Origin of the sequence: Xenorhabdus sp. TS4 (assembly GCF_014467265.1) — a bacterium.
Taxonomy (GTDB): domain Bacteria; phylum Pseudomonadota; class Gammaproteobacteria; order Enterobacterales; family Enterobacteriaceae; genus Xenorhabdus; species Xenorhabdus ehlersii.
In genome coordinates, this window is sequence record NZ_NKHQ01000013.1 from 81,976 (window position 1) to 106,178 (window position 24,203).

Annotated in this window: 13 protein-coding genes, 3 tRNA genes and 1 pseudogene; 10 read left to right on the top strand and 7 right to left on the bottom strand. The window is 45.2% G+C overall.

Going from position 1 to position 24,203, the window contains the following annotated elements; all coding sequences use genetic code 11:
• Window positions 1-47 precede the first annotated feature (47 nt).
• Together amiB and tsaE are read right to left on the bottom strand one after the other, a co-directional pair.
• A complete protein-coding gene (gene amiB / locus Xets_RS08480; RefSeq protein WP_255430580.1) occupies window positions 48-1,379 on the bottom strand; it encodes an N-acetylmuramoyl-L-alanine amidase AmiB in 1,332 nt (443 codons plus the stop codon).
• A gap of 14 nt (window positions 1,380-1,393) precedes the next feature.
• Entirely contained in the window at window positions 1,394-1,858 is a 465-nt protein-coding gene (tsaE, locus tag Xets_RS08485) for a tRNA (adenosine(37)-N6)-threonylcarbamoyltransferase complex ATPase subunit type 1 TsaE (RefSeq protein ID WP_099132668.1), read from the bottom strand.
• 206 nt (window positions 1,859-2,064) lie between these two features.
• Between tsaE and queG the strand changes: the two genes are divergently transcribed.
• Window positions 2,065-3,222 carry a tRNA epoxyqueuosine(34) reductase QueG gene (queG, locus tag Xets_RS08490; RefSeq protein ID WP_187651447.1) on the top strand — a complete coding sequence of 386 codons (1,158 nt, stop codon included), beginning with the start codon at window positions 2,065-2,067 and terminating at the stop codon, window positions 3,220-3,222.
• 543 nt (window positions 3,223-3,765) lie between these two features.
• Here queG and Xets_RS08495 read toward each other — a convergent pair.
• Together Xets_RS08495 and Xets_RS08500 are read right to left on the bottom strand one after the other, a co-directional pair.
• A complete protein-coding gene (locus tag Xets_RS08495; protein ID WP_099132670.1) occupies window positions 3,766-5,199 on the bottom strand; it encodes a 4-hydroxyphenylacetate 3-hydroxylase family protein in 1,434 nt (477 codons plus the stop codon).
• Between the two features lie 428 nt (window positions 5,200-5,627).
• A tRNA-Gly gene (locus Xets_RS08500) sits at window positions 5,628-5,703 on the bottom strand.
• Window positions 5,704-6,086: 383 nt separating this feature from the next.
• Here Xets_RS08500 and Xets_RS08505 point away from each other — a divergent pair.
• The gene (locus Xets_RS08505; RefSeq protein WP_187651448.1) at window positions 6,087-9,449 is read left to right on the top strand and encodes an indolepyruvate ferredoxin oxidoreductase family protein; all 3,363 of its coding nucleotides are present in this window, start codon (window positions 6,087-6,089) and stop codon (window positions 9,447-9,449) included.
• A gap of 99 nt (window positions 9,450-9,548) precedes the next feature.
• On the opposite strand, the gene Xets_RS08510 is transcribed toward Xets_RS08505, so the two are convergent.
• The 3 genes from Xets_RS08510 to orn form a co-directional block, all read right to left on the bottom strand.
• Window positions 9,549-9,624 (bottom strand) — tRNA-Gly (locus Xets_RS08510).
• A gap of 53 nt (window positions 9,625-9,677) precedes the next feature.
• Window positions 9,678-9,753: transfer RNA gene (locus tag Xets_RS08515), tRNA-Gly, on the bottom strand.
• A 217-nt stretch (window positions 9,754-9,970) separates the two neighbouring features.
• Window positions 9,971-10,516, bottom strand: coding sequence for an oligoribonuclease (gene orn / locus Xets_RS08520; protein WP_099132672.1), 546 nt, complete (start codon window positions 10,514-10,516; stop codon window positions 9,971-9,973).
• A gap of 124 nt (window positions 10,517-10,640) precedes the next feature.
• On the opposite strand from orn, the gene rsgA reads away from it, so the two are divergent.
• The 8 genes and pseudogenes from rsgA to Xets_RS08560 all read left to right on the top strand — a co-directional run bounded on the left by rsgA (window position 10,641) and on the right by Xets_RS08560 (window position 24,087).
• Window positions 10,641-11,699, top strand: a complete 1,059-nt coding sequence (gene rsgA / locus Xets_RS08525) for a small ribosomal subunit biogenesis GTPase RsgA (protein WP_187651449.1) — start codon at window positions 10,641-10,643, stop codon at window positions 11,697-11,699.
• A 94-nt stretch (window positions 11,700-11,793) separates the two neighbouring features.
• The gene (asd, locus tag Xets_RS08530; protein WP_187651450.1) at window positions 11,794-12,699 is read left to right on the top strand and encodes an archaetidylserine decarboxylase; all 906 of its coding nucleotides are present in this window, start codon (window positions 11,794-11,796) and stop codon (window positions 12,697-12,699) included.
• A gap of 40 nt (window positions 12,700-12,739) precedes the next feature.
• A complete protein-coding gene (gene mscM / locus Xets_RS08535; protein ID WP_099132675.1) occupies window positions 12,740-16,084 on the top strand; it encodes a miniconductance mechanosensitive channel MscM in 3,345 nt (1,114 codons plus the stop codon).
• Window positions 16,085-16,461: 377 nt separating this feature from the next.
• Window positions 16,462-17,067 (top strand): annotated as a pseudogene (locus tag Xets_RS08540) (transposase); the annotation flags it as partial.
• An 876-nt stretch (window positions 17,068-17,943) separates the two neighbouring features.
• Window positions 17,944-19,782 carry a type VI secretion system baseplate subunit TssF gene (locus tag Xets_RS08545; RefSeq protein ID WP_255430581.1) on the top strand — a complete coding sequence of 613 codons (1,839 nt, stop codon included), beginning with the start codon at window positions 17,944-17,946 and terminating at the stop codon, window positions 19,780-19,782.
• A 32-nt stretch (window positions 19,783-19,814) separates the two neighbouring features.
• The gene (locus Xets_RS08550) at window positions 19,815-21,815 is read left to right on the top strand and encodes a type VI secretion system Vgr family protein (RefSeq protein WP_187651451.1); all 2,001 of its coding nucleotides are present in this window, start codon (window positions 19,815-19,817) and stop codon (window positions 21,813-21,815) included.
• Window positions 21,816-21,820: 5 nt separating this feature from the next.
• Complete coding sequence (locus tag Xets_RS08555) at window positions 21,821-22,621, top strand: DUF4123 domain-containing protein (RefSeq protein WP_187651452.1); 801 nt, start codon at window positions 21,821-21,823, stop codon at window positions 22,619-22,621.
• Window positions 22,621-24,087, top strand: a complete 1,467-nt coding sequence (locus Xets_RS08560; RefSeq protein ID WP_187651453.1) for a lipase family protein — start codon at window positions 22,621-22,623, stop codon at window positions 24,085-24,087. The genes Xets_RS08555 and Xets_RS08560 overlap by 1 nt, the downstream gene beginning before the upstream one ends.
• Window positions 24,088-24,203 lie beyond the last annotated feature (116 nt).

Here is a 24,203-nt window from a genome sequence, read left to right on the forward strand (position 1 = left end):
TTACAATTCAGAGCCTATCAAACCTATTCTGATAAGCGTATATTTGGTTACTTTGGCGCAGACTGCAATGGATTAGCCAGAAAATAGTGACGTAATCCCGAATGAATAGCCTGTGCCAGTTTTTCCTGATACTGATTGGAGCCTAATAACCCTTCTTCAGACACGTTACTGATAAAGCCTGTTTCCACTAAAATGGACGGAATATCCGGTGAGCGCAAAACCCCAAGGCTTGCATGTTCTGGTGTACGTTTATGCAGGGAACCAATTCTGGATAGCTGGCGCAATACCTGCATGGCAACGTCATAGCCAACCCGCTGTGAATGCCCAAATTGCAAATCCAGCACTGCCTTACTCAGATAAGGATCAGTACCATTGGCGAGAGCATCTCCCGCACCTCCCAGTAATTCCGATTGCTTTTCATGCTGTTCCAGCCAATTCCCCAATTCACTGTTTGCACGGCGATTGGAGAGCACCCAGACAGAAGCACCTCTGGCACTGCCATTGGGAGCTGCATCGGCATGAATTGATACCAGTATATTGGCTTTATGTTTACGGGCGACTTCAGAACGCCCTGCTACAGAGATAAAATAATCGCCATTTCGCGTCAACACAGGCGTGAACATGGGATCATTGCGTAAAAGGGCTGCCAATTTACGGGCAACATTAATTGTGACATTCTTTTCTTTCAGCCCCTGTTGCCCAATCGCCCCAGGATCTTGTCCTCCATGCCCCGCATCAATAGCAACGACAATCGGGCGGGACACTCTTCCTTGCGTAGATTGGGCAGCCTGTTTCTTCACACCTTGCTCACGGTGATTCGATACAGGCTGAGTTTCTTTTCCCGTAAGTTGACCACTATTTGTAAGTAATCGCTTACTTTCATTTTGTGAGGCATGGTTAGTCGATACTGATGAGTTGTTCACTACTCCATTGGTTTTCAGTGTCATCATCACTTGCGATTTATTGCCGACATTTTTCACCGTAGACGTTTTCACCGTAGATGTAACTGTGGCTTTATCTGCCAACTCCAACACCACCCGTTGATGATGTGCATCAGGTGGCTGGCTGGAACGTATCAGTTTTACCAGATTCTGGCCGGATAAACGCATAGGTAGCCCAATAATTTTGCTGGGTTGATGAATATCCACCACCAACCGCTCAGGAGAATGCAAAGGAAAAAATCGATAATCAGGATGTCCGCCAATGAATTCCAATGTTACAACGGCCTCAGATGGACCATTCTTCACATGAATATTCGACAGCGTAGCCGCCGATGCGGCCGTCATAACTAACTGGCTCAACATGAAAAACAAGGCACAGGCCATCACCCAATAGGCACGCCATTTTTTTATCACATCCACGAAAAAGGCATTCTTCATGATCGGGTATTCCTTCATAAGGACTTCAAATTATCCAACAGACTTTCACCATATTCAGATAACGCAACAAAACGTGCCTGGCGCCCTTCACTGTCATAATTCAGGTACAACTCAATATCTGCATCAGGCAAAACGCCAGCGCCCTGCTGGGGCCACTCCACCAGACAAATAGAATCCTGATGGAAATAATCCCGGATCCCCATAAACTCCAGCTCTTCGGGATCAGCCAGACGGTAAAGATCGAAATGATAGACAGGCCGTGGTTGTAAAGCATAAGGCTCGACTAACGTATAAGTCGGACTTTTCACATGCCCCTGATGGCCAAGAGCTTGCAGAAAACCACGGCTGAATGTGGTTTTTCCCGCACCAAGATCGCCATATAGATAAATAACATAGCCGCGATCGCCAACTGCCGCCACTGCATTACCCAATGCAACTGTGGCATTTTCATTTGGAAGTGATAAAACGAGTTCTTTCATTGAAAAATATCTGTTTTGATTTATTGAATTAGAAACTAATCAGGTAGACATATCAGTTAAATAGCTTAACCAGTAACCATAACATAATTCAGACATTATCATTTACTATCTTCTGTGCTACCGTAACAGCTATATGCCGCATTTTTGTATTCAATGCCCTCTGTGTTAAACTAATCCCTCTCTATTCAGCAGTAATTTGATATTTCATGGCAACCCCTCTCGATCTGCATCTTCTGGCAACCAACATCAAACAATGGGGCCTTTCCCTTGGCTTCCAGCAAATCGGCATCTGTGACACCGATTTATCGGCAGAAGAATCGAGGCTACAGGAATGGCTTGATAAGCAATATCATGGCGAAATGGACTGGATGGCTCGTCACAGCATGATGCGCGCCCGTCCCCATGAGCTTCTGCCAGGGACTTTACGGGTTATCAGTGTACGCATGAATTATCTGCCTGCTAAAGCAGCGTTTGCCAGTACGCTTAACAATCCGCAAATGGGTTATATTAGCCGCTATTCGTTGGGCCGAGATTATCATAAACTGCTGCGTCAGCGTCTCAAAAAACTGGGCGATAAGATCCAAGAATATTGCAGCGCTCATGAATATCAGGGAACTTTGAATTTTCGTCCTTTTGTCGATTCTGCCCCAATTATGGAACGCCCACTGGCAGAAAAAGCGGGGCTTGGCTGGGTTGGTAAACACTCACTTATATTAAATCGGGAATCTGGTTCCTGGTTTTTCCTCGGTGAATTGCTAATTAACCTTCCCCTGCCCATTGATGCTCCGCAAGAGGAACAATGTGGACGCTGCGTGGCCTGCATGACAACTTGTCCAACGGGTGCCATTGTTGAGCCTTACACCATCGATGCCAGACGCTGCATCTCTTACCTGACCATTGAATTGGAAGGTGTCATTCCAGAAGAATTTCGCCCACTCATGGGCAACCGGATTTATGGCTGCGATGATTGCCAGCTTATTTGCCCCTGGAATCGTTTTTCTCAATTAACAGATGAAGCTGACTTTAGCCCACGTGCCGCACTGCATGCCCCTGACCTGCTAGCGTTATTTAATTGGAATGAGGAAAAGTTTCTGCGTATCACGGAAGGCTCGCCAATTCGCCGTATTGGGTATTTGCGCTGGTTACGCAACATTTCCGTCGCCTTGGGCAATGCACCCTATCAAGAGGACGTCGTATTAGCGTTGGAAAAACGGTTCGGCTTAAGTGAAGTTTTGGATGAACATATCCACTGGGCGATAACCCAACAAATGGCCCGCCGGAATGCCAATGCCATCGAAGTTCAAACCTCACAACAAAAACGATTGATAAGAGCAATAACCAAAGGCCTACCCAGAGATGCCTAATAATTAATCAGCCGAATTTCTGGTAAAAAAAGCCTTTCATTTCCTTGTGAATAAAATGAAAATACTTTTCTGATCAACTAACAAACAAAAAATAAATATTGATCATGTTATTTTTAAATTAGGTTAATTACTTTAATTAATCAATAAGTTAAGTTTGAACTGCTGTGATGAATGGTAATTCAAAAAAACCAAACACAAAGAAGCCTCCTGTGGATAACTCTGTGTAACAAGTAGAGCATCATCAGGTGACTTAATAAGGCGATAATGTTAAAAACTGTGGATAAAAAATCAGAATTGAATTCTAGTAGCAAACACCAGAAATCAGCAACGAAGTAATAGCTCACTCACTCATTCTAGACGCTAGTGGAGAAATTTTCCTCTGCCTCTTCAAAAATGAGGCGGCATTATGGACCCGTTGGAACAGGATAGCAAGCGCTTTATCGACAATTTATTTTGGGTGGGGCTTGCAATAAGTGCCAACGTTTCACGCAGGCACTTATTCTTTACTAACTATCCCTTACCACTACATCTCCATACCCCAAATTAAAGCATTCTTATCTTCTCCACCAATGCTCTGGACGCTTCCCAATCGTACTGCGTGTAAAGACGCCCTAACGTCTGATAAGGGGCGCCTGCATAAAACAACTCATATTGGAGATGCCTTGAAGCAAACTCTGACCCAACCGCATCCCACACCAACTTCATCAACCTGACCCTTTCGACAGGAGAAGCAATTGACGAATATTGGGTTTTCTCAATAATGCCTAAAATCTCACTATCTTCGAAATCTGCCTCGCTTGATGGCAACATTAAAATACCACCACCAGCCAATTTCCTTATCGTTTCTAATACATTGGGATAGATTGACTGTGAGATAACTCGATACGTATAAAGCAGCGTTTTATCCGGCACATAAAACCCGTTATAAACTTTCGGGCAATGGAGTACGCTATTAAACAACCCCTCAACATTCATTGCATAACAGGCTAACTGTGCAAGTGACTCCTTCACTGCGGGGATCTGCTCAACACCGTTTGTTTCAGCCATAGCCTGAGCTAATCCGGCCAAAAAATGTAACTTCACAGCATAACGAGCCAGGCTTTGGGTATCCATCATAACTTCTGTTGCCGTTGAATCTAACTGAGAGAGACACATCTCAATATCTTCGAAGACAAATACCCTTTCCCAAGGCACCAGCACATCATCAAAATAGATCATTGAATCATTTTCATCGAACCGAGACGATAGTGGATAATCTTTGGGATTCGCCCCTAATTCGTAAGATTTTCTTGAAATGATTTTGATGCCTTTGGTATTAAGCGGCATAGCGAAAGAGAGTGCATATCGCTCATCAACTCCCTGTTTAAGGGGATAATGCGTCCCAACCAAAACTTCATCTGCCAAAGCGGCTCCTGTTGCCAACATTTTTGCCCCTCTGACAATAATTCCCTTAGCATTCTTTTCCACTACACCAAGAGTATGGTAAATATTCTTAGTATGTTCACCAGGTGTTTTTGAACGGTCGCCTTGTGGGTTAATCAGCGCATAAGTCAAATAAAGATCTTTCTCACTCACATAGGAAAAATAATTTCGCAAAGCATCGGCCCGTTCTTGTGAATAAGATTCAAATAACTCAATATGCGTTATCATTCCTGTAAGAGCTGACGCAACATAATCAGGACTTCTTCCGAACCAGCCAACCGTCTGCTTAGCCCACTCATATGCAGCATGACCACGAGCAATTAATTTCTCCGGTGTAGACGGTAATTGCCAATATAAGCCAATCTGCTCACCTGCTTCTGTCTTAAAAGTCATACTGTCGGCATGTTCAACTTTATAATCATATAAGTTCGCAACCGACCTAATGGCATTCTTAAACGCTGGATGATCCACATGATTTGCGATCTTCTCCCCATTAATAAAAATAGTTCGACCATCACGCAAATCATCAAGATATCTTTCTCCAGTTCTTATCATCTCTTCTATACTCCTATCGCTAGCTACGATTTTTTAAAGGTCAAGAAAAGGGGGCTTTTAATCAGCACCAGCGATTAATACACGAAGATAATTGCCCCTATTTAGGACGAGCATAACGACAATACAGATGTTAATATCGCAAAAGGCGAGAATCTATGAATGTCACTAATACCGACTGCAATCATTCTACAGACGCAAGATCTCAATAGTGATCATGAGGGATATTACCTTTCCAGTGCTAACAAAAAATTTTACTTTTCAATGCACTGAAATATATTCCGGTGAATTAGTCAGAAAAGCGATATCAAATTCCAGCGCTATCGTGATAATGAATAATAGATAGATTAACTTAATCAACATTAAATAGATAAAATACAATTACAAACGCAAATATTTTTATGGAAAGAAGATAACAAAATGGAGGAAATTGGAGCGGGAAACGAGACTCGAACTCGCGACCCCAACCTTGGCAAGGTTGTGCTCTACCAACTGAGCTATTCCCGCGTCGCTGACAGCTAATATTATTAGCTTAAGATGCCTGAATGCTGATCTTGAAGCCTGTTAACCTTATGAGTTATAGGTCATTCTTAGATCCTGCATATCAGGAATGGACGCCATTATGAACATGTTAAGATAGAATGGCAAGTCCTTTGCATTTACTCCCATGCTAAACGCTCAAAAGACACTCATTCCTGCCTGACATAAAAAATTCATACCATTCCCTCAACAGTTATCTGGAATACCAAACAGCATGGAGTTAACATTAAATAAACAATTAACCAACATCTAATAAGATTTATGCTTGTACTAACGATTTTGTGGAAATAGATTAACAACAATTTTCGTTGTTAATTAGATAATTATTCTCTTAAGAGAGGGTCAGGAACATGGCTCGATATTATCAATCTAAATTTGTCACGGGCACTGAGGCGCTGCTTGACCTTCTACTCGCTCAAGCTGAGTTGGATGAAATCCACAATCTCAACACTGCAGGGTTCGTTTCAGGGTATCGTGGCTCTCCTTTAGCCCGCTTAGATCAAATATTATGGCAACACAGTAAAGAACTTATCCAAGCCAACATTCGCTTTCAACCTGCCGTCAATGAAGATCTCGCAGCCGATGCACTGATAGGAACACAAAAAGTCGAAACAGATCCGGACAGACAGGTTAACGGCGTTTTTGGTATGTGGTACGGCAAAGGGCCAGGTGTCGATCGTTCCGGTGATGCACTTAAACATGGCAATGCCTACGGCTCCTCTCCGCACGGTGGTGTGCTGGTTATCGTCGGAGACGATCACGGTTGTGTCTCTTCTTCCATGTCCCATCAATCTGATCTTGCGATGATGGCATGGAGTATGCCTGTTTTGCACCCGGCATCAGTTGCCGATTATCTCGATGTTGGTTTATGGGGCTGGGCAGCATCACGTGTTAGCGGTACATGGTTTGGCTTTAAAGCAATCAGTGAAGTCGTGGAAAGCGGTGCCATCAGAGAAAGCAAACCATTCCCTGATTATAAATTTCCCCAAGTTGATCCTGGCCCCGATGGGCTGCATTGGCGCTGGCCTGATCTCCCTGGCCCACAAATTGAAAAGCGATTGGCCTATAAACTAAAAGCCGTCGAAGAGTTCGCTAAACTTAACCCCATTGATTACCTGCTCGCCCCCTGCGAACATCCACACGCTTTATTGGTAACAGTTGGTAAGGCCCATAAGGATGTTATGGAAGCCCTCCGTGTCGGGGGCCTCACGCCTTCTGAACTGGCCCAACAAGGCATCGCTTTTCTCCATGTCCGTTTAGTTTATCCTTTATCACCGCTTCTCAGTGAGCTGGCTACCCAAGTCAGTCATATTTTTGTTATTGAAGAAAAAACCACTATCGTTGAGATGCTGCTGGCTCATCAATTAGTTAAATTACAGAAAATGACCAATCTGATAGGTAAGCATAACCATCTTGGTCAGAAATTGTTACCTGCTGACGTTGAACTACGCCCTTCACGGGTTGCTGCCCCACTTTCTGGATGGTTACAACAATTCAACTTATTTCTTCCCGTGCCACCAGAATGGTCAACGACTACCATTCAGCACGATGTAACTTTACCCAAACGTACACCTTATTTCTGCGCCGGATGCCCCCATAGCACTTCAACTCGCTTACCAGATGGTAGCCAAGCTCAGCCTGGTATTGGATGCCATGTTATGGCTACGTGGATGGATCGCAACACCGGAAACGGCCTCTTGCCAATGGGGGGTGAAGGTGTCGACTGGATAGGACATGCCCCGTTTGTCAATCGCTCCCATGTCTTTCAAAATCTGGGAGATGGCACCTATTTCCATTCTGGTCACTTAGCCATTCGCCAATCAGTCGCCGCAGGAAGCCACATTACTTACAAATTGCTGTTCAATGATGCTGTGGCGATGACAGGCGGGCAACCGCTGGATGGGAATATCACCCTATCGCAAATTGTTTCTTTGATGATTGCTGAAGGTGTGAAAGAAGTGGTTGTCGTGACGGATGACATGGATAAATATAAAAACCGCCTTCCTGCCAATGTGAAGCTCTATGAACGAGATTATCTGGAAGATGTACAGAAGCGTCTTCGAGATATCGTTGGCGTAACGGTACTTATCTACGATCAAGCCTGTGCCACAGAACTACGTCGTAAAAGAAAACGTGGTTTAGCGCCAAAAGTGACGCGGCGCGCCGTCATCAATGAATTGGTCTGTGAGGGATGTGGTGACTGTCAAATACAATCAAATTGCCTTGCCGTAATTCCAGTCAAAACACCTTTAGGCACTAAACGCAAGATAGACCAACACGTTTGCAATTCAGATCTGTCCTGCCTGAAAGGATTCTGCCCCAGCTTTATCACTGTCGAAAATGCCAACCCACGTGCAGACTTCAGTAAGATCATCACACAGACTGAGTTAGATAAAATTATCCACAAACTACCTCAGCCAACACTGGCTTCTGCCGAAACACCTTATGAAATCCTGTTAGTCGGTATCGGCGGTACAGGTATCGTCACCGCAGGACATCTACTTGCAAATGCCGCACAATTAGATAACTGTTTTGTCAGTCTGCTCAATTTTACCGGATTTGCGCAAAAAGGAGGGGAAGCCATAACCCATGTTCGGTTATGCCATAACAAGGATAAACTGCATCAAGTCAGGATTGATCGCGGACGCGCTAATTTGGTTATCGCCGCCGATTTGGTGGCTACAACAGGGCAAAATGCACTGGAAGTGATGTCAAGGGGATCAACAAAATGCATACTGAACACCCATGAAACCCAAGTCGGCACTATGCTTCGCTCCCCTATGTTGGATTTGGATCACCCCAAAATGCTTGATACCCTGAATCAACATACACAAACATTACTCTCTATCGATGCAGAAATAATGGCTGCTCATCTAGTCGGTGACAGAGACCAAACAAATATCATATTAATGGGTTATGCCTGGCAGCTCGGCAAGCTCCCAATCACATTATCTGCCGTCAACAATGCGATGCAAGAACTGGGAGCCTCAGCAGATAATGCCCGACGAGCTTTCTATGTAGGCCGCATTGCGGCGGCACAACCCGATATTCTGCAAAAACACCTCAATATTCCTTCGCAAGAAAATATAAAAAGTCTGGACGATCTCATTATGCATAGGTATCAATTTCTGGTTGATTATCAAAATGAAAGATATGCGATGCGTTATCTCAGCCGTATTGCCCAGGTTCAAATGGTGGCTCAGCAGATCGATGCAGAAGAAATTACTCAATCCGTTGCTGAAAACTTATTCAAGCTAATGGCGTATAAAGATGAATATGAAGTCGCCCGACTCTACGTTAAAACCGGTTTTTTCGATAAGCTCCGCTCGCAATTTGACAATACAGATACTATTCGCTTTCACCTTAGCCTTCCTCTCTTCAGTCGCAAAGATCCCCGTACAGGCCAACGAGGAAAAAAGGAATATGGTTCGTGGATTGTTCCTGTATTCCGCTTTCTTGCCGCATGTAAATCGCTGCGTGGCACTGTTTTTGATATTTTTGGCTATCAGGAAGAGCGTAAACAGGAAAGAAATTTGCTGCTTGAGTATGAACGATTAATTGATTTTTTAATCGAAAAAATGGAACACAATAATTTGGCAACTTGCCTGCAAATTGCTGAGCTACCTAATCAGGTACGGGGTTTTGGTCATGTGAAGCAGAAAGCGATGAAACGCATGTTGGAAAGCAAAGAAGAATTGTTGAAATCGTTATAAAAATAAGTTGATAATCTATTATTTTATAATGAAAAAAGGGCCATAAGGCTCTTTTTCTCTATGACTTGCAGACTTCTATCACATCTACAGTCCTGAATTTGGAGCGGGAAACGAGACTCGAACTCGCGACCCCAACCTTGGCAAGGTTGTGCTCTACCAACTGAGCTATTCCCGCATCTTGTACGGCTTGTATTAAGCCCGACGTGTCTACCCGAATAAACTTTAATTTGGAGCGGGAAACGAGACTCGAACTCGCGACCCCAACCTTGGCAAGGTTGTGCTCTACCAACTGAGCTATTCCCGCATATATTCTGGTATGTCGTACTGTTGAAATTCTTCATCGGTACGGGGAGCGCATTATACGAGAAATTATTCCTCTGACAAGTCCCACAACCCAAAAAATTGTATTTTTCCTCCGATTGATGATTAAACCAGCAAATAATCCGCTTAACCATCAATACAGAGATTAATTTACGTACAAATCTTGTACCAAATACCGCTCTTTATTTTGGAATAATGTGTTACTTCTGGATAAAGTGCTCACGGTAATACACCAATTCAGCAATGGATTCCCGAATATCATCCAAGGCCTGATGGGTATTTTTCTTACTGAATCCCGACAACATCTCTGGCTTCCAACGGCGGGCCAATTCTTTAAGCGTACTGACATCCAAATAACGGTAGTGAAAATACTTTTCCAACTCTGGCATATAACGAAACAGGAAACGACGATCCTGCCCCACACTATTGCCACAAATGGGTGATTTTCCTGCTGGCACCCATTGTTCCAGAAAAGCAATGGTTGCTTTTTCAGCTTGCGCATCATCAAACTGGCTCTGCTTTACACGTTCTACCAATCCACTGGCAGTATGCGTCCGTACATTCCAATCATCCATCAATGCCAATTGCTCTTCCGACTGGTGAACCGCAATCACAGGCCCTTCTGCAAGGATATTCAATTCCGAATCAGTGACAATAGTCGCAATTTCAATTATGCGATCACGCTCGGGATCTAAGCCCGTCATCTCTAAATCTATCCAGATAAGATTGTTCTCACTTTTTGACATGATATATCCTAGTTTCCTTCAAAAGAGGTAGTCTGTATCTGTGAGGTATCATAACGTTTTTGATCACTCACAGCGATGATCAGCAAGATAGATGAAAGATAAACAAAAAAATAAGTGAGGTTCGGTGGCTAAAAGTAAACTTTCCAAAGGGCAACAACGCCGTGTGCAAGCCAATCATCAGCGCAAGCTGAATAAGGCTGATGCTCAAAAACCAGAAATGGATGACAGCCAGTTTGGTGAACCACAAGAAGGGTTGGTGATCAGCCGATTCGGGCAACATGCCGATATTGAAGCAGCAGATTCTTCTATACAGCGTTGCAATATCCGTAGAACAATACACTCATTGGTCACTGGTGATCGCGTTATATGGCGCCCCGCGCTACAACTCCAGTCTGATGTCAAAGTGAATGGTATCGTAGAAGCGGTTCATGAGCGCACTTCCGTTCTTACTCGTCCTGACTACTATGATGGCATCAAACCCATTGCATCAAATATCAACCAAATCGTGATAGTTTCCGCTATTTTGCCTGAACTCTCGCTGAATATTATCGATCGCTATTTAGTCGCATGTGAAACACTCAATATCGAGCCTCTGATCGTACTCAATAAAATCGATCTGTTGGATGTCGAAAGCCGTGAGTGGGTTAACGAAGTCATGGATATCTATCGCCATATCGGCTATCGCGTACTGGAAGTTTCTAGCTATACCGGTGAGGGTATCCCTGAACTGACCGCTCTGCTGGCTAACAAAATCACTATCTTTGCAGGCCAATCTGGCGTTGGGAAATCCAGCTTGCTCAATACCCTGTTGCCCGACATGAAAGAAGATATTCTGGTCAATAATGTCTCAGATAACTCAGGCCTCGGTCAGCATACCACTACCACCGCACGCCTTTACCATTTCCCACTGGGGGGAGATGTAATCGACTCTCCAGGTGTCCGTGAGTTTGGATTGTGGCACCTAACGCCAGAACAGGTTACACAAGGTTTTGTCGAATTCCACGAATATCTGGGAGGATGTAAGTTCCGTGATTGCAAACATCTGGATGATCCTGGATGTGCCCTAAGGAAAGCATTGGAACAAGGCATCATTGCTCAGGAACGTTTCGAAAATTACCACCGGATTCTGGAAAGCATGGCACAGGTTAAACCACGCCGAAATTTCACAAACGCTCAAAAATAAGGCAATAATTAACGATACCCTGACATTAAAAATAATGGCAGGTACAATAGCCGACTTTTGTCCAATTTGCCAAGAAGAGATCCAAGAGGTTGACGTGCTGGATAATTTTAAAATCAGTCTACAATATTTACTGCCAAAACAATGCATTACAAAACTGGCAGGTTGGTTTGCCAATAAAAAGGCTGGCTGGCTAACGCAGCTTGCAATCAAGGCTTTTGCTAAGGCCTATAAAGTGGATATGAATGAGGCAAAAGATCCTTCATTCACTGCTTATTCAACATTCAATGAATTTTTTGTCCGCCCTCTTAAGGAAGGCATTCGCCCTATTGCCAATGAAGCCGACCAATTGGCTCTACCAGCAGACGGCACCGTAAGCCAGATAGGGGCGATCCGAGAAGATCAGATTATTCAGGCCAAAGGCCACTATTACACTATAGAAGCACTGCTGGCAGGGCAGTATCAACTGGCCGAACAGTTTCGTAATGGTCAATTTATCACGACTTACTTATCGCCAAGGGATTATCACCGTGTCCACATGCCATGTGATGGCGTGCTTAAGGAGATGATCTATGTCCCTGGTGATCTGTTCTCAGTAAACCCATTGACGGCAGCCAATGTGCCAAACTTATTTGCGCGTAATGAACGCGTCATCTGTTTATTTGAGACAGAGTTTGGCCCCATGGTGCAAATTCTGGTTGGTGCGACCATTGTTGGCAGTATTGAAACGGTCTGGAGTGGCTGTGTCACACCTCCGCGTGAAGGCATCATCAAGCGCTGGACCTACCCTACAGAAGGTCAAGAAAGCATCATCTCCCTCAAAAAAGGAGAGGAAATGGGACGATTCAAGCTGGGTTCAACAGTGATCAACTTGTTTGCTGCTAATCAGATTAATTTTGCCAACAACTTATACAGTGGTTCACAAATCCGTATGGGAGACATGATGGCACAGACTGTCACATCAGAAGAACTCACAGTAAATAACGATGAATCAAAGAATTAAAGATCTCATCAGCTAATTTATAACCAAGGAGCCCCTTATTGTGCGCCTGATTTTCAGTTTACTTCTCAGCCTATTAATTGCGAACCCGGCTTTTGCTTCTGTGCCTCAGTTGGATGAAACTCAACTAAAACAAGAGCTGAAACAGGTTGGAGGTAGTAAGCGCTCACAAGATTCTGAAATCACACATGCACTTCAAGGGGCAATAAATTGGGTTAATGATACAAAATCCGCCAATGAGCGTACTCAGAAGTATCGACAAGCAATTGATGAATTTCCTAAAATCATCAAAGAACTACGCCAAAAAATCCTTGCTGAAAACAATGCCGCTACTCCCATTCAGGCCAATCAGCCTATCAGCAATTTAGAACAGCAAATTATCCAGACAAATAACGAATTACAGGAACAAGGACGCCAATTACAGCACGAACAGGATAAGCTTCGAGAAATCAGTGATTCCATGAGTCAATTGCCTCAACAACAGGCTGAAACAAAGCGTTTGCTGGCTGAGGCAACTTCTCGGCTCCAGTCTCTGGATTCACCTTCCACACCACTGGCCAAAGCGCAATTAGCGCTGGCGCAAGCAGAAGTCAATGCCCGTAAGGCTATGTCTGATGAACTGGAGATGGCTCAACTTTCTGTCAATAATCGTCAGGAGATTGCGCGCATACGCGCAGAATTATACAAAAAACGCTATCAACGACTGGATCTTAAACTCCAGCAATTACGCAGCCAGTTAAATACCCAACGCCAGCAGAAAACGGAATCTGCACTGGAGTATACAGAAATGCTGGCGGAACAGAGTGGAGAAAAACTGCCACAGTTTTTGCAGGATGAACTCCAGCAAAACCGCCAATTGTCGCAAATGCTCAATCAACAAGCCCAGAGAATGGAAGCCATTGGTTCAAAACAGCGCAAGGCCAATAGCGAAATTCTTTTTGTTCTCCAAACACTCAATACTATCCGTGAACAAGCACAATGGCTAAACGATTCCACTGCACTTGGCGAAACCTTGAGAGCGAGAGTCACCCATATTCCCGATATGTCAAAATCCCAGCAAATTGACAGGGATATTGTCGAATTACGGGTCGAAAGACTGAAATATGAGGAAATGCTGGAACACCTGCAACGGCCTCTTGAGCAAATATTGCCCTCATATCACACTCTGACGCCAGAGCAAAAGAAGGTCTACGAATCACTTATCCGCACCAGGAAAGAGCTATTAAATTCCCTGCTATCAGGATATGACAATGAGATACTGGAACAGACACAATTCAAGGTAATCACCAACAAATTAAATGATGCCCTGAAAGAAGTTCAGGATGCTACCCACCGTTATCTGTTCTGGGTAGCAGATGTCAATCCTATATCGCTCAATTATCCATTGCAGGTGGTGCAAAATCTGACGCGTCTGTTATCGCTGGATACGTTCTCTCAGTTGGGTGCCGCCATCCACAGCATGTTGACTAAACAAGATACTCTGCTCTATTTGCTGGGTACTTTATTATTGGTCATTTTTAGTGTTAGCTCACACCGTCAGTATCATGCTTTTCTTGAGCGTTCGAGCAATCGCATCGGTAAAGTGACACAAGATCATTTCTCTCTGACTATGCGCACAGTTTTTTGGTCTGTTGTCGCGGCATTACCGTTGCCAATGCTTTGGTCAGCCATTGGTTATGGGTTGCAAAATGCATGGCAATATCCAATGGCTACCGCAATAGGCAACGGTGTACGTGAAACCACCCCCGTTCTGTGGGTCTTTATGCTCAGTGCGGCCTTTGCCCATCCCAATGGCTTATTTATCGCCCATTTTCGCTGGCCAGAAGAACGCATCAAGCGAGCGATGCGTTTCTATCGTCTTTCCATTTTCCTGATCGTGCCTTTGATGATGGCATTGATCACTTTTAATCATTACAAAGACCAGGATTTTATCGCAACCCTCGGCAGGCTATGTTTCATCATGCTCTGTATTTCACTAAGTTTGGTAACCAGCAGCTTAAAACGTGCCGGCATTCCACTCTATATGGATAAACATGGTTCAGGTGAGAATATTGTTAGTTCTGTTCTATGGTGGATACTACTCTCGGCTCCAATCTTAGCGGCCCTCGCTTCGATCCTGGGTTATCTGCAAACCTCACAGGCGCTATTAGGTCGTCTGGAAACCTCTGTCGCTATCTGGTTCTTCCTGCTGGTCGTTTACCACATTGTGCGTCGATGGATGCTGATCCAGCGCCGTAAGATAGCTTTTGAGCGGGCAAAACAACGCCGTGCAGAAATATTGGCCCAGCGTGCCAAAAGTGAGGAAGATTCTGGCAATATTAATAGCAGTGTAGAAGGCACAATCGAAGTTGAAGAGCCAGTCATTGATTTGGATGCCATCAGTGCTCAATCGTTAGGATTAGTGCGTTCAATCCTGACAATGACAGCACTGGTTTCACTTATCCTATTGTGGTCTGAGCTCCATTCAGCCTTTTCTTTCCTTGAAAATATCCGGCTTTGGGACGTGAGTACAACCATCAACGGTGTTGATAGCGTTCAGCCGATTACCCTAGGCTCCGTATTAATTGCAATCTTAGTTATTGTTATTACTACTCAACTTGTCCGTAACTTGCCAGCTCTGCTGGAACTCGCCCTGTTACAGCACTTAGTGCTGACACCGGGAACAGGTTATGCCATTACAACACTGACCAAATATAGCATTACCCTCATTGGTGGTCTGGTTGGTTTTTCTCTGGTGGGAATTGAATGGTCAAAAATACAATGGCTGATTGCTGCAATGGGGGTTGGACTTGGTTTTGGCTTACAGGAAATTTTCACCAATATTATTTCTGGCCTGATCATCTTATTTGAAAAACCGATCCGCATTGGTGATACCGTAACTATCCGTGGTCTGACAGGCAGTATCACGAAGATCAATACGCGGGCAACAACGCTGTCTGACTGGGACAAAAAAGAGATTATTGTTCCCAACAAGGCCTTTATTACAGAGCAATTCATCAACTGGTCACTGTCTGACACGATCACTCGTATCGTCCTGACAATCCCTGTGCCGGCTGATGTTGACTCCGCAAACGCCACCGACATATTAATGTCTGCCGCCAAAAGTTCACCCTTTATTCTCGATAACCCGATGCCGGAAGTATATTTAGTGGATTTGCAACAAGGCATTCAGATTTATGAACTACGTGCTTATGCCGCAGAGATGGGGCATCGTATGCCTGCCCGTCATGAAGTGCATCAACATATTTTGCAGGAATTCCGCAAACATGATATCACCTTGCCATTCCCACCATTCCAGGCACGGGTTGATATTTTTGGACAAGAGATCCGCAGTGCTACAACTAACTTCACGGGCCGTAATCCTCCACGCAGGCCAGGAGAACTGTAAGCCTATAGCCAATAATAACCACATGATCAAACGCATACCTTTTCAAATTAGCGGATTACTGGCATTCAATGGCGTTTCTAGGAATGGAATTTTATTATAACTAATTGAATATTTTAATTTATTTTAGTCAATTTGTTTTATGCCCCTTTTAATGCCCCAGATTTTTTTGCTTCCTTTTTATTTTTTATCTAACTGATTTTACTTAGTTAACCCGATATATGGACACTGATTTAATTCAAGTGGGTGGGTAAATTTTTTTGACAACGTAGTCGCAAACATATATTCGGCTTCAGTGAACCCTGATGGAGCCTGTAAATTAAATTGTGTATTTGCCTTATCTTGATCTGTTTAATTTACTATCAAAATAAGGTTGATTTATGAACGAGAAACAATTACAGGCTCTTGCCCATGAACTGGCTAAAAACCTCAAAACCCCTGACGATCTCAACCAATTTGATCATTTACTAAAAAAGCTCAGTGTTGAAGCCGCGCTTAATGCGGAAATGAACCATCACCTCGGTTATGAGAAAAATCAGCCCGAAACAGGCACTAATGCTCGTAATGGATACTCATCAAAAACAGTAATCACTGGCGATGGACCTCTGGAACTCAGTACTCCCCGAGATCGTGAAGGGAGCTTTGATCCCTTGCTCATCAAGAAAAACCAAACGCGTTTCACCGGCATGGATAATCAGATTTTAACCTTGTATGCCAAAGGCATGACTACGCGTGAAATCGTAGCCACTTTCAAAGAGTTATATGATTCAGATGTCTCCCCCGCCTTAATATCCAAGGTCACCGATGCGGTCATGGACCAAGTCATTGAGTGGCAAAATCGGCCTCTGGATGCCATTTATCCGATTGTTTATCTGGATTGTATCGTGCTAAAAGTCCGTCAGGACAACCGCGTCATCAATAAATCCGTCTTTCTCACTCTGGGTATCAATATTGAGGGGCAGAAAGAGCTTTTAGGGATGTGGTTACCCACCACTTTGATCGTACTCATGAGATGTTCTCCCGAAATTCAGTGCATCGGATAAAAGATGGCACTATTTTCCACTGAAAAAGGGGGCGTCCATCACATCAGCCTCGATATCGTCAAGTTCTCCTTTTTCAATCTATAAATGCAGTGTCAGATTCATTGTGTGGTTAAGCAGGTGTGAGCCTGTAATGGTTGCGTCGTTCTTTGGCTATTGCGTTACTTTCAGCGGTAAACCGGCAAAAAGTGACGCCTTAAGTCCCGTAGACAGTTAGCAAAAGTCGTGCAAGCGTTGAAATGCCAGCAGGTGCAGCAAAATATCGAAAAGTTCTGTGTTAAACGGTAGCAATGAGTTAATTGTGTAGGTGTGGAAAATTTATCCGCTGAATAATTCAAGTTGAGATAGTAAGAAGTATGAACAGGATGTGCGAAAGTCATCCAGTTGTTCATTGAGGATAAAGGAAAATAGGACCTATGTTGATTTAAAAAATCAGTGCATGAACCCACGTTCAATACACTGAGTTGACAGTATAAAAACACCTTTTGGGTGTATTTTCAGTTTAAGAAATCTTCATCGTCAGACAATATCTGCTTCTAAAGGTGTGCAGATGTACCACAATATTGCTCTCCCTTTCAGGCTACGAGAGTTTTCGTTCGCCACCCGAAGGCGATCCTGACAAGCGAGGGATCATTTTTGTAGAAAAAGATATTAACGGTCAGATAGGAGGGAGTCAAACCGTTAAGGATTCCTGCCAGCCTTATTTTTGCCTGAATTACCGCGCATATTCCGATAATCCCCCCATATTCCGCCAAAACCAGCCAAAAAGTGGATTTGATTCGTTAATTAATTTGATTGATTAATGTGTAGAATAAATGTGCTTTGCTGGTCAGCTACGCATTTTATCTCGCTGGTATTCAGCATAATACCGAAGCCCAATTGATAAAACATAAGTTAAATTCAATGAAAAACGAAAAGGAATCGCTTTATCTAAAAGAGCGCGCTTACCTGCGAGAGCTGGCTGAGCACATCGCGAAAGAGTCGCCGCATCTGGCTGAATTTCTGGTTTCCTCTCATGACCCTGATATTGCCCGTGTTTTCGAGTCCTTTGCGTTTTTGATTGCCAATCTGCGGGACAAGCTGGAGGATAATTTTCCCGAAATTGTTCACGGCATTCTCTCCCGTATCTGGCCGTTAGCTCTGTCTCCTATTCCACCCACGACGATAGTACAATTTACGCCCACGGATGATGAACATCAGGGCACTGCCGAGATCCCGATCGGTACATCGGTGTCTGCCAGCCTTAACGGGCAGTTGATCAACTTTAAAACCTGCCGTTCTTTGCATATTGAACCGTTGATTGTCCAGGAGCGTGCAGTCAGGAAAACGGGCACTCACAGTGAAATTATCCTGACACTATGCCAAACCGGTTCGGCGTCTTCTGTCTGGCAAAGTGGCTCGCTGACGTTCTTCCTCGGCACCGACACAGAGCGCGCCACCCAGCTCAGCCTGTGGCTGGATCAACATATCTGTGATATCAGCCTGAACACACAGGGCGAGCAGCGAACAATGAAGAGTTTTCCTTATGGCTGGCATGGCTTGCTTGACGAACCGTTGCTGCCCACCGCCAAAAGTCCCTATTCCGGCCTGCAACCGTTGGTGGAATACTATGCGTTGCCGGCGCTTTATAACTTTGTCACGCTGGATATCAGCAGCAGTTGCGCAAAAGTCCCGCTGAATGACGATGGCACGTTTGAGCTGATTTTGCGTTTCGGGGGCGAATTGCCGCTGGAGGATGTCGAGGGGGCCTTTTTGTTGGGTTGTGTGCCGGCGATCCATCTGGAAAACCAGGCCAGCCCGCCTGTCCGGTTGGAAGCCGGCAATCACCGCTATCCGCTGCCCTTGGGGGGATCGGTGTGCTTGTACCGGCTGCGGGAGGTTCAGGTGGTGGTGCAGCCCGAAGACAGCGAGCAGCGTGGCACGCCTTATCACTGGCTGCCGATTGAGCAGTTTGTTCCCGCCGGGCGTTTTTTCGATGACGATGCGCAGCCCGACACGTTTTACTACCAGCTCCAGACTGAATCTGATTTTCTGGGCAGAACCCGGCACCGGCTGTGCTTTTTTGATTTGACCGGCAATCCGGCAAACAATCTGCCGGATATTGCGGTGTCGTGCTATTTCATTGGCTACCATGAGCAGGCACTGACGCTGGAACAAGGCGCAATTACCGTGACGCCGGAAAGTGCCCCGTCTCATCTTTATGTGCAGAATATTATTCCGGTGGTGACCGATTATCCCCCATTGTTACAGGAAAATAACGGCTGGTCGCTGCTCTCCTGCCTCTCCAGCCCGCCGGTGATGTTATTTGCCCCCGACAGCCTGAAACAGTTTCTCCGCCTGTTTGACCCGCATAGCGAGACAAACCGTCCGCTGAGCCGCCAGTTCCAGCAACACATTGACGGCATTGTGCAGGTAAAAGAGCGCCTGACTGACCGCTTAAGGCGTGGGCAACCGGTTCGTGGGTATGTGTTATCGCTCACGCTGAATCCCGGTTGTTACCGCACGTCCGGCGAGATGTACCGCTTCAGCCGCTTAATCAATCAGGCGATGGCCTGCTTTATCTGCCAGTCCTCGTTCGTCATGCTGGAAATTCTTACCCCGGACAACAGTGAAGTACTGTGGCAGTTCTGGCACGTTGATGGATTACGCCCGGCCATGTAAGGCAGTCATGTCATAACCGATAAGGAATAAAAATGAAAAGTGGATTACGTTTTACCTGCCGTATCGCGGGTGTGCCGGAAGACACCTTTGCGGTCGGCGATTTTTCTTTGCAAGAACAACTCTCTGAGCTGTTTACCCTCAACCTGACGCTGGTCAGGGCCGGTAACGCGAACCCCTTTAAGTCGCAGGCGGAAATTGATTTGGCCTCGCTGCTGATGCAGGAAGCAGTGTTGCAGGTTTTTTATGGTGAAACGGAGCAGCGTAAAATCACCGGGATTGTCTCTCACGCTAATTGGGTGGGCACCGATGGTAACAAGACGCGCTATACCGTCACCGTCCGCCCTGCCTGCTGGCGTTTGACGCTCAATCAGGACAGCCGGGTTTATCATCTGCAAAATGCCCCGGCGATATTAAACAGCCTGCTGAAAAAACACCGGGTAAAAGCCGATTCGAAACTCTACGATGCGCATCAGGACCGGGAATATGTCACCCAGAAGCGCGAATCCGATTATGCTTTCTTCTGCCGGTTAGCGGCGGAAGAGGGATTCAGTTTCTGGTTTGAGGATGAAACGCTGTTTTTCAATGACAGCCATCTGGGCATGACCGCTGGCTTGCCGCTGCAATACCAGCCCCAGCCGGACACCGCCTACGGAACAGACACCATTTATCAGGTGCGGCTGGGGGTCGGCATGAGTCCGCAGCGCAGTCTGCATAAAGATTTCAATCCGGAGAATCCGCGCTATCACCTCTCCCATATGCACAGCAGTGAAGGCTTCCGCGATTTTGGTAGCCAGCCCCCTTACACCGTGTTTGAAAGTTACGGGCGTTTTCAGAAAGATGCCGCCGCCATCCCATTTTTAAAATACCGGCAGGAAGCGTGGGATAACCAGAAACAGACTGGCAGCGGCAGCAGTAACTGCATCAAACTGATGCCGGGCAAAATCTTCGAGATAAAAAGGCATCCGCACACCCCGCTCAATACCCGCTGGCAGGTAGTCGGTATCAGCCACCACGGACGCTGCCCGCAAGCACTGGGGCACGATGCCGGTGAAGGCACCACGCTCAGTAATCATTTCAGTTTTATTTCCGGTCTGGATGATTATCGCCCGCCTTTCCACTACAAACCGCTGGCGGATGGCGATGAAACCGCCATCGTAGTCGGACCAGAAGGGGAAGAAATCTTCGTCAACAAAGACGGCGCAATTAAAGTGCATTTTCACTGGAACCGCTATGACCAACCGGATGATGGCGCTTCGTGCTGGGTACGTGTGGCTCAGGGCTGGAATGGTAACGGTTTTGGTTTTATGGCGATACCGCGTATCGGGCAGGAAGTGATTATTTCTTATCTGAACGGGGATATTGACAGACCGATGGTTACCGGCTGTGTCTATAATGGTCTGAACCGTCCGCCGCTGGATTTACCGGCAGAAAAAACCCGTACCACCTTTAAGACCAAGACGCATAAGGGCAAAGGCTTTAACGAACTGCGCTTTGAAGATGCGAAAGGCAGCGAAGAAATCTATTTTCACGGTCAGAAAGATTTTACCGCGCATATCGAAAACGATGCTTACTGGCATATCAAGCATGACCAGAAGAGCCGCATCGATAACAACCGTTACCACGATATTCGTGCCGATGACCATCATCAAGTGGCCGGTTCACGCAAAATCACCACCGAAGGCGATGTGTCCCACCGGATTGCCGGCAGCCAGCATATCCAGACTGGCGATGCCACCGTGATTGACAGTGGGCAGGAAATCCACCTGAAAAGCGGCGGTAAAGTGGTGCTGGAAGCGGCGGCAGAAATCACATTGAAAGTGGGCGGCAGTTTTCTCAAAGTCACACCAGGCGGCATTCTCTGTTCACCGATTAATGTCGGGCAGGGTTCGGCAGGTAGCGGACGCGGAGTTTCACTGCAACTCCCGGAAGGTGTGGAGCCATTGCCAATGGTGGAATTTCCGGTTCACCCATACTGCCCGTTACTGGCTCAGCAAGATGCCAGCCCAGTGATTAAACCCGCCAAAAAGGAATAATCATAATGACGGAAGAGACGATGACAGAAACTACAATAAGCTGGCAGGCATGGCTGAATAAACCCAATGATGCCCCGGTATTCTTTATCCTCAATTCGCTGGCAACACCCAATCCGGTAGATCAGTTTTACCGCAATGATTGGATTGAGCAGGCGTTTCCACTGTACAGCGGTACGCCGATGCATAAGATGCTGAAACAAAGCCCATGGCTGGTACAGGCCAAGCTCAGTCAGTTATTCCAGATAGGAGAGATGCTGGATAGTCACGCACTCAGTGATAACAGTTGGGGCTGGGCGTACCGCAGCACTATATCGTGGCAGAAGCAGCTTGTTCACTGGCAACACCGCCAGTTAGTGATGATGAATGGCGAACAGGTACTGTTTCGCATCATGGACGCCCGCGTTTTCGGTGCGATGGTGCCCGCTTTCACGGTCAGCGACTGGTCTCTGATGTTATCACCGGTGACAGAACTGATGATCGACACACCACAGCCGATGTGGTTTTGCCGTCCCGAAGCCTGTGGTGAAGGTAACAGTAAAATCCCGTTTACACTGGGTGAACACCTGCTGACAGTCTGGCTACGATCCCCTTACGGTCTGAAAGTGTTAAGTAGTTCACTTTATGATGATTTATGGGAAAACCACGGTGAGATGGCGAAACAACTGGATCAACCTGTGGGTAGTCTGGAACTACGAATAGAACAGTGGTTGCAGCAAAGAATTGAAGCGGGCCAATACGTTGAGAAAATCTCTGGTCAGGATTATCTGTTGGCGATGGAACAAGAAAAAGAACAGGAGAAAGATTGATGAGTAATGCAAATTCGATTTATTGTCATGATTGTCAGGCCATGTTAAAGAACAAAATAGAAATTCAGCTTGTCGATGAACATAATAAACCCATAGCCAATATGCCCTATACATTAAAAAATAGAAAAACCACGCGCAAAGGAACAACAGACGGAAATGGTATGATCCGGGAAGAACAATTATTGGCTTCTCCTTTACGTTTATTTCTTAGTGGGCAAGAACTTGCCGATGAAATGGAAAAACGCCCACTCAGACTGAAGCGTAACAGTGAATATACGCGCTCTCCTGAAGCCATGAAAGCTATTTCCCCCGTTTTTAAAGAAAGTCAGGAATCAGGTCGCCAATATCGTTATGCAAAAATTGGAGAATTGGTTGATAAATTTCCAGTTATTGAAAAATGGAAAGGAGAAAAGCCCCTTCCAAGTTACCATTTTCCTGATAGTGAACCACAGGGTCTTGAAGTTTACCCATCATATGTCGGTGAATATCGCTATGTCATTGAAGTATGTCCATTTAGGGCGTGGTCTTTGTTGTTGCATCATCAAAAAGATTATTCATTGGTCAATGCCTATAATCTCTCGCTAATGAGTATATTAACTTATGCCGAAGATACTGAAAATTACTTAGGTTCAGTCACAAACCTCTTCCAAAAACAGTTGCTCGATCTGTCACGTTCACCTCATCGGGTCAATGACCAGTCCTTTTCCCCGGTGGTTTATGATGTCCCATTTAGTGATCGCTATACTGAAGTTGTCTACATTGACTCAAATAAACAAAAAGTTCCTCAGGGTCACACCCAACTTTTTTACGTGGCAAACGCGAAAGAAGTTATTATTGGATGGCGTGGTACTGAAATGACGGAAACAAAGGACCTTCTCACAGATGGAACATTCCAGCCGCTAGAATTAGGCTGTATACCTAAAGGTGTATGTAGTGGTTTTAGCGAAAAAGGAAAAGTCCATAAAGGTTTTTGGGAAGCTTTTCATCTTGTCACAGAAATCCAAGTACCTAAAAGAGACGATGGAAAAACAGTATTTGAACATATTATTGAATTAACACAAAATAAAAAACTATTCGTCTGCGGTCATAGTTTGGGAGGTGCCCTCGCCTTATTACATAGCGCACAACTAAAATCCTATAATCCCTGCCTCTATACCTACGGTATGCCACGTTTATTCACCCAAAGCGCAGTGCAGGAACTCACTGAAATTACTCATTATCGTCATGTTAATGAAGATGATTTTGTTCCATCTGTACCGTTTAACAAGGATATGGATAATATTGCTCTTCAAGCAGATCATAAATTTGTAGGATACGCAATCGAAGTATTTGATACGGCTATTGGAACATCATTAAGTATAGCAGGTGTTCTCACTGCAAAAAGTGTTAAGTCACTCAGCCGTGATAACGACCCCTTTTTACACCATGGTAAATTAACGCGATGCTCGACTTTTATGGTGAGTTGAAATGACATAGCCGCTCCTTTATAACTTTAAGTTGACAAACAAAGAGAAATAAAGGAACAAAAGGCTATGTCACAACAAGATTTTATCATTTGGGTGTTTTGTTGGGTAGAGGATAA

What these genes read in the sequence shown, in the direction of transcription:
- amiB (WP_255430580.1), bottom strand. Translation starts at nt 1,379, where the DNA reads ATGAAGAATGCCTTTTTCGTGGATGTGATAAAAAAATGGCGTGCCTAT.
- tsaE (WP_099132668.1), bottom strand. Translation starts at nt 1,858, where the DNA reads ATGAAAGAACTCGTTTTATCACTTCCAAATGAAAATGCCACAGTTGCA.
- queG (WP_187651447.1), top strand. Translation starts at nt 2,065, where the DNA reads ATGGCAACCCCTCTCGATCTGCATCTTCTGGCAACCAACATCAAACAA.
- Xets_RS08495 (WP_099132670.1), bottom strand. Translation starts at nt 5,199, where the DNA reads ATGATAAGAACTGGAGAAAGATATCTTGATGATTTGCGTGATGGTCGA.
- Xets_RS08505 (WP_187651448.1), top strand. Translation starts at nt 6,087, where the DNA reads ATGGCTCGATATTATCAATCTAAATTTGTCACGGGCACTGAGGCGCTG.
- orn (WP_099132672.1), bottom strand. Translation starts at nt 10,516, where the DNA reads ATGTCAAAAAGTGAGAACAATCTTATCTGGATAGATTTAGAGATGACG.
- Xets_RS08550 (WP_187651451.1), top strand. Translation starts at nt 19,815, where the DNA reads ATGAAAAGTGGATTACGTTTTACCTGCCGTATCGCGGGTGTGCCGGAA.
- Xets_RS08555 (WP_187651452.1), top strand. Translation starts at nt 21,821, where the DNA reads ATGACGGAAGAGACGATGACAGAAACTACAATAAGCTGGCAGGCATGG.
- Xets_RS08560 (WP_187651453.1), top strand. Translation starts at nt 22,621, where the DNA reads ATGAGTAATGCAAATTCGATTTATTGTCATGATTGTCAGGCCATGTTA.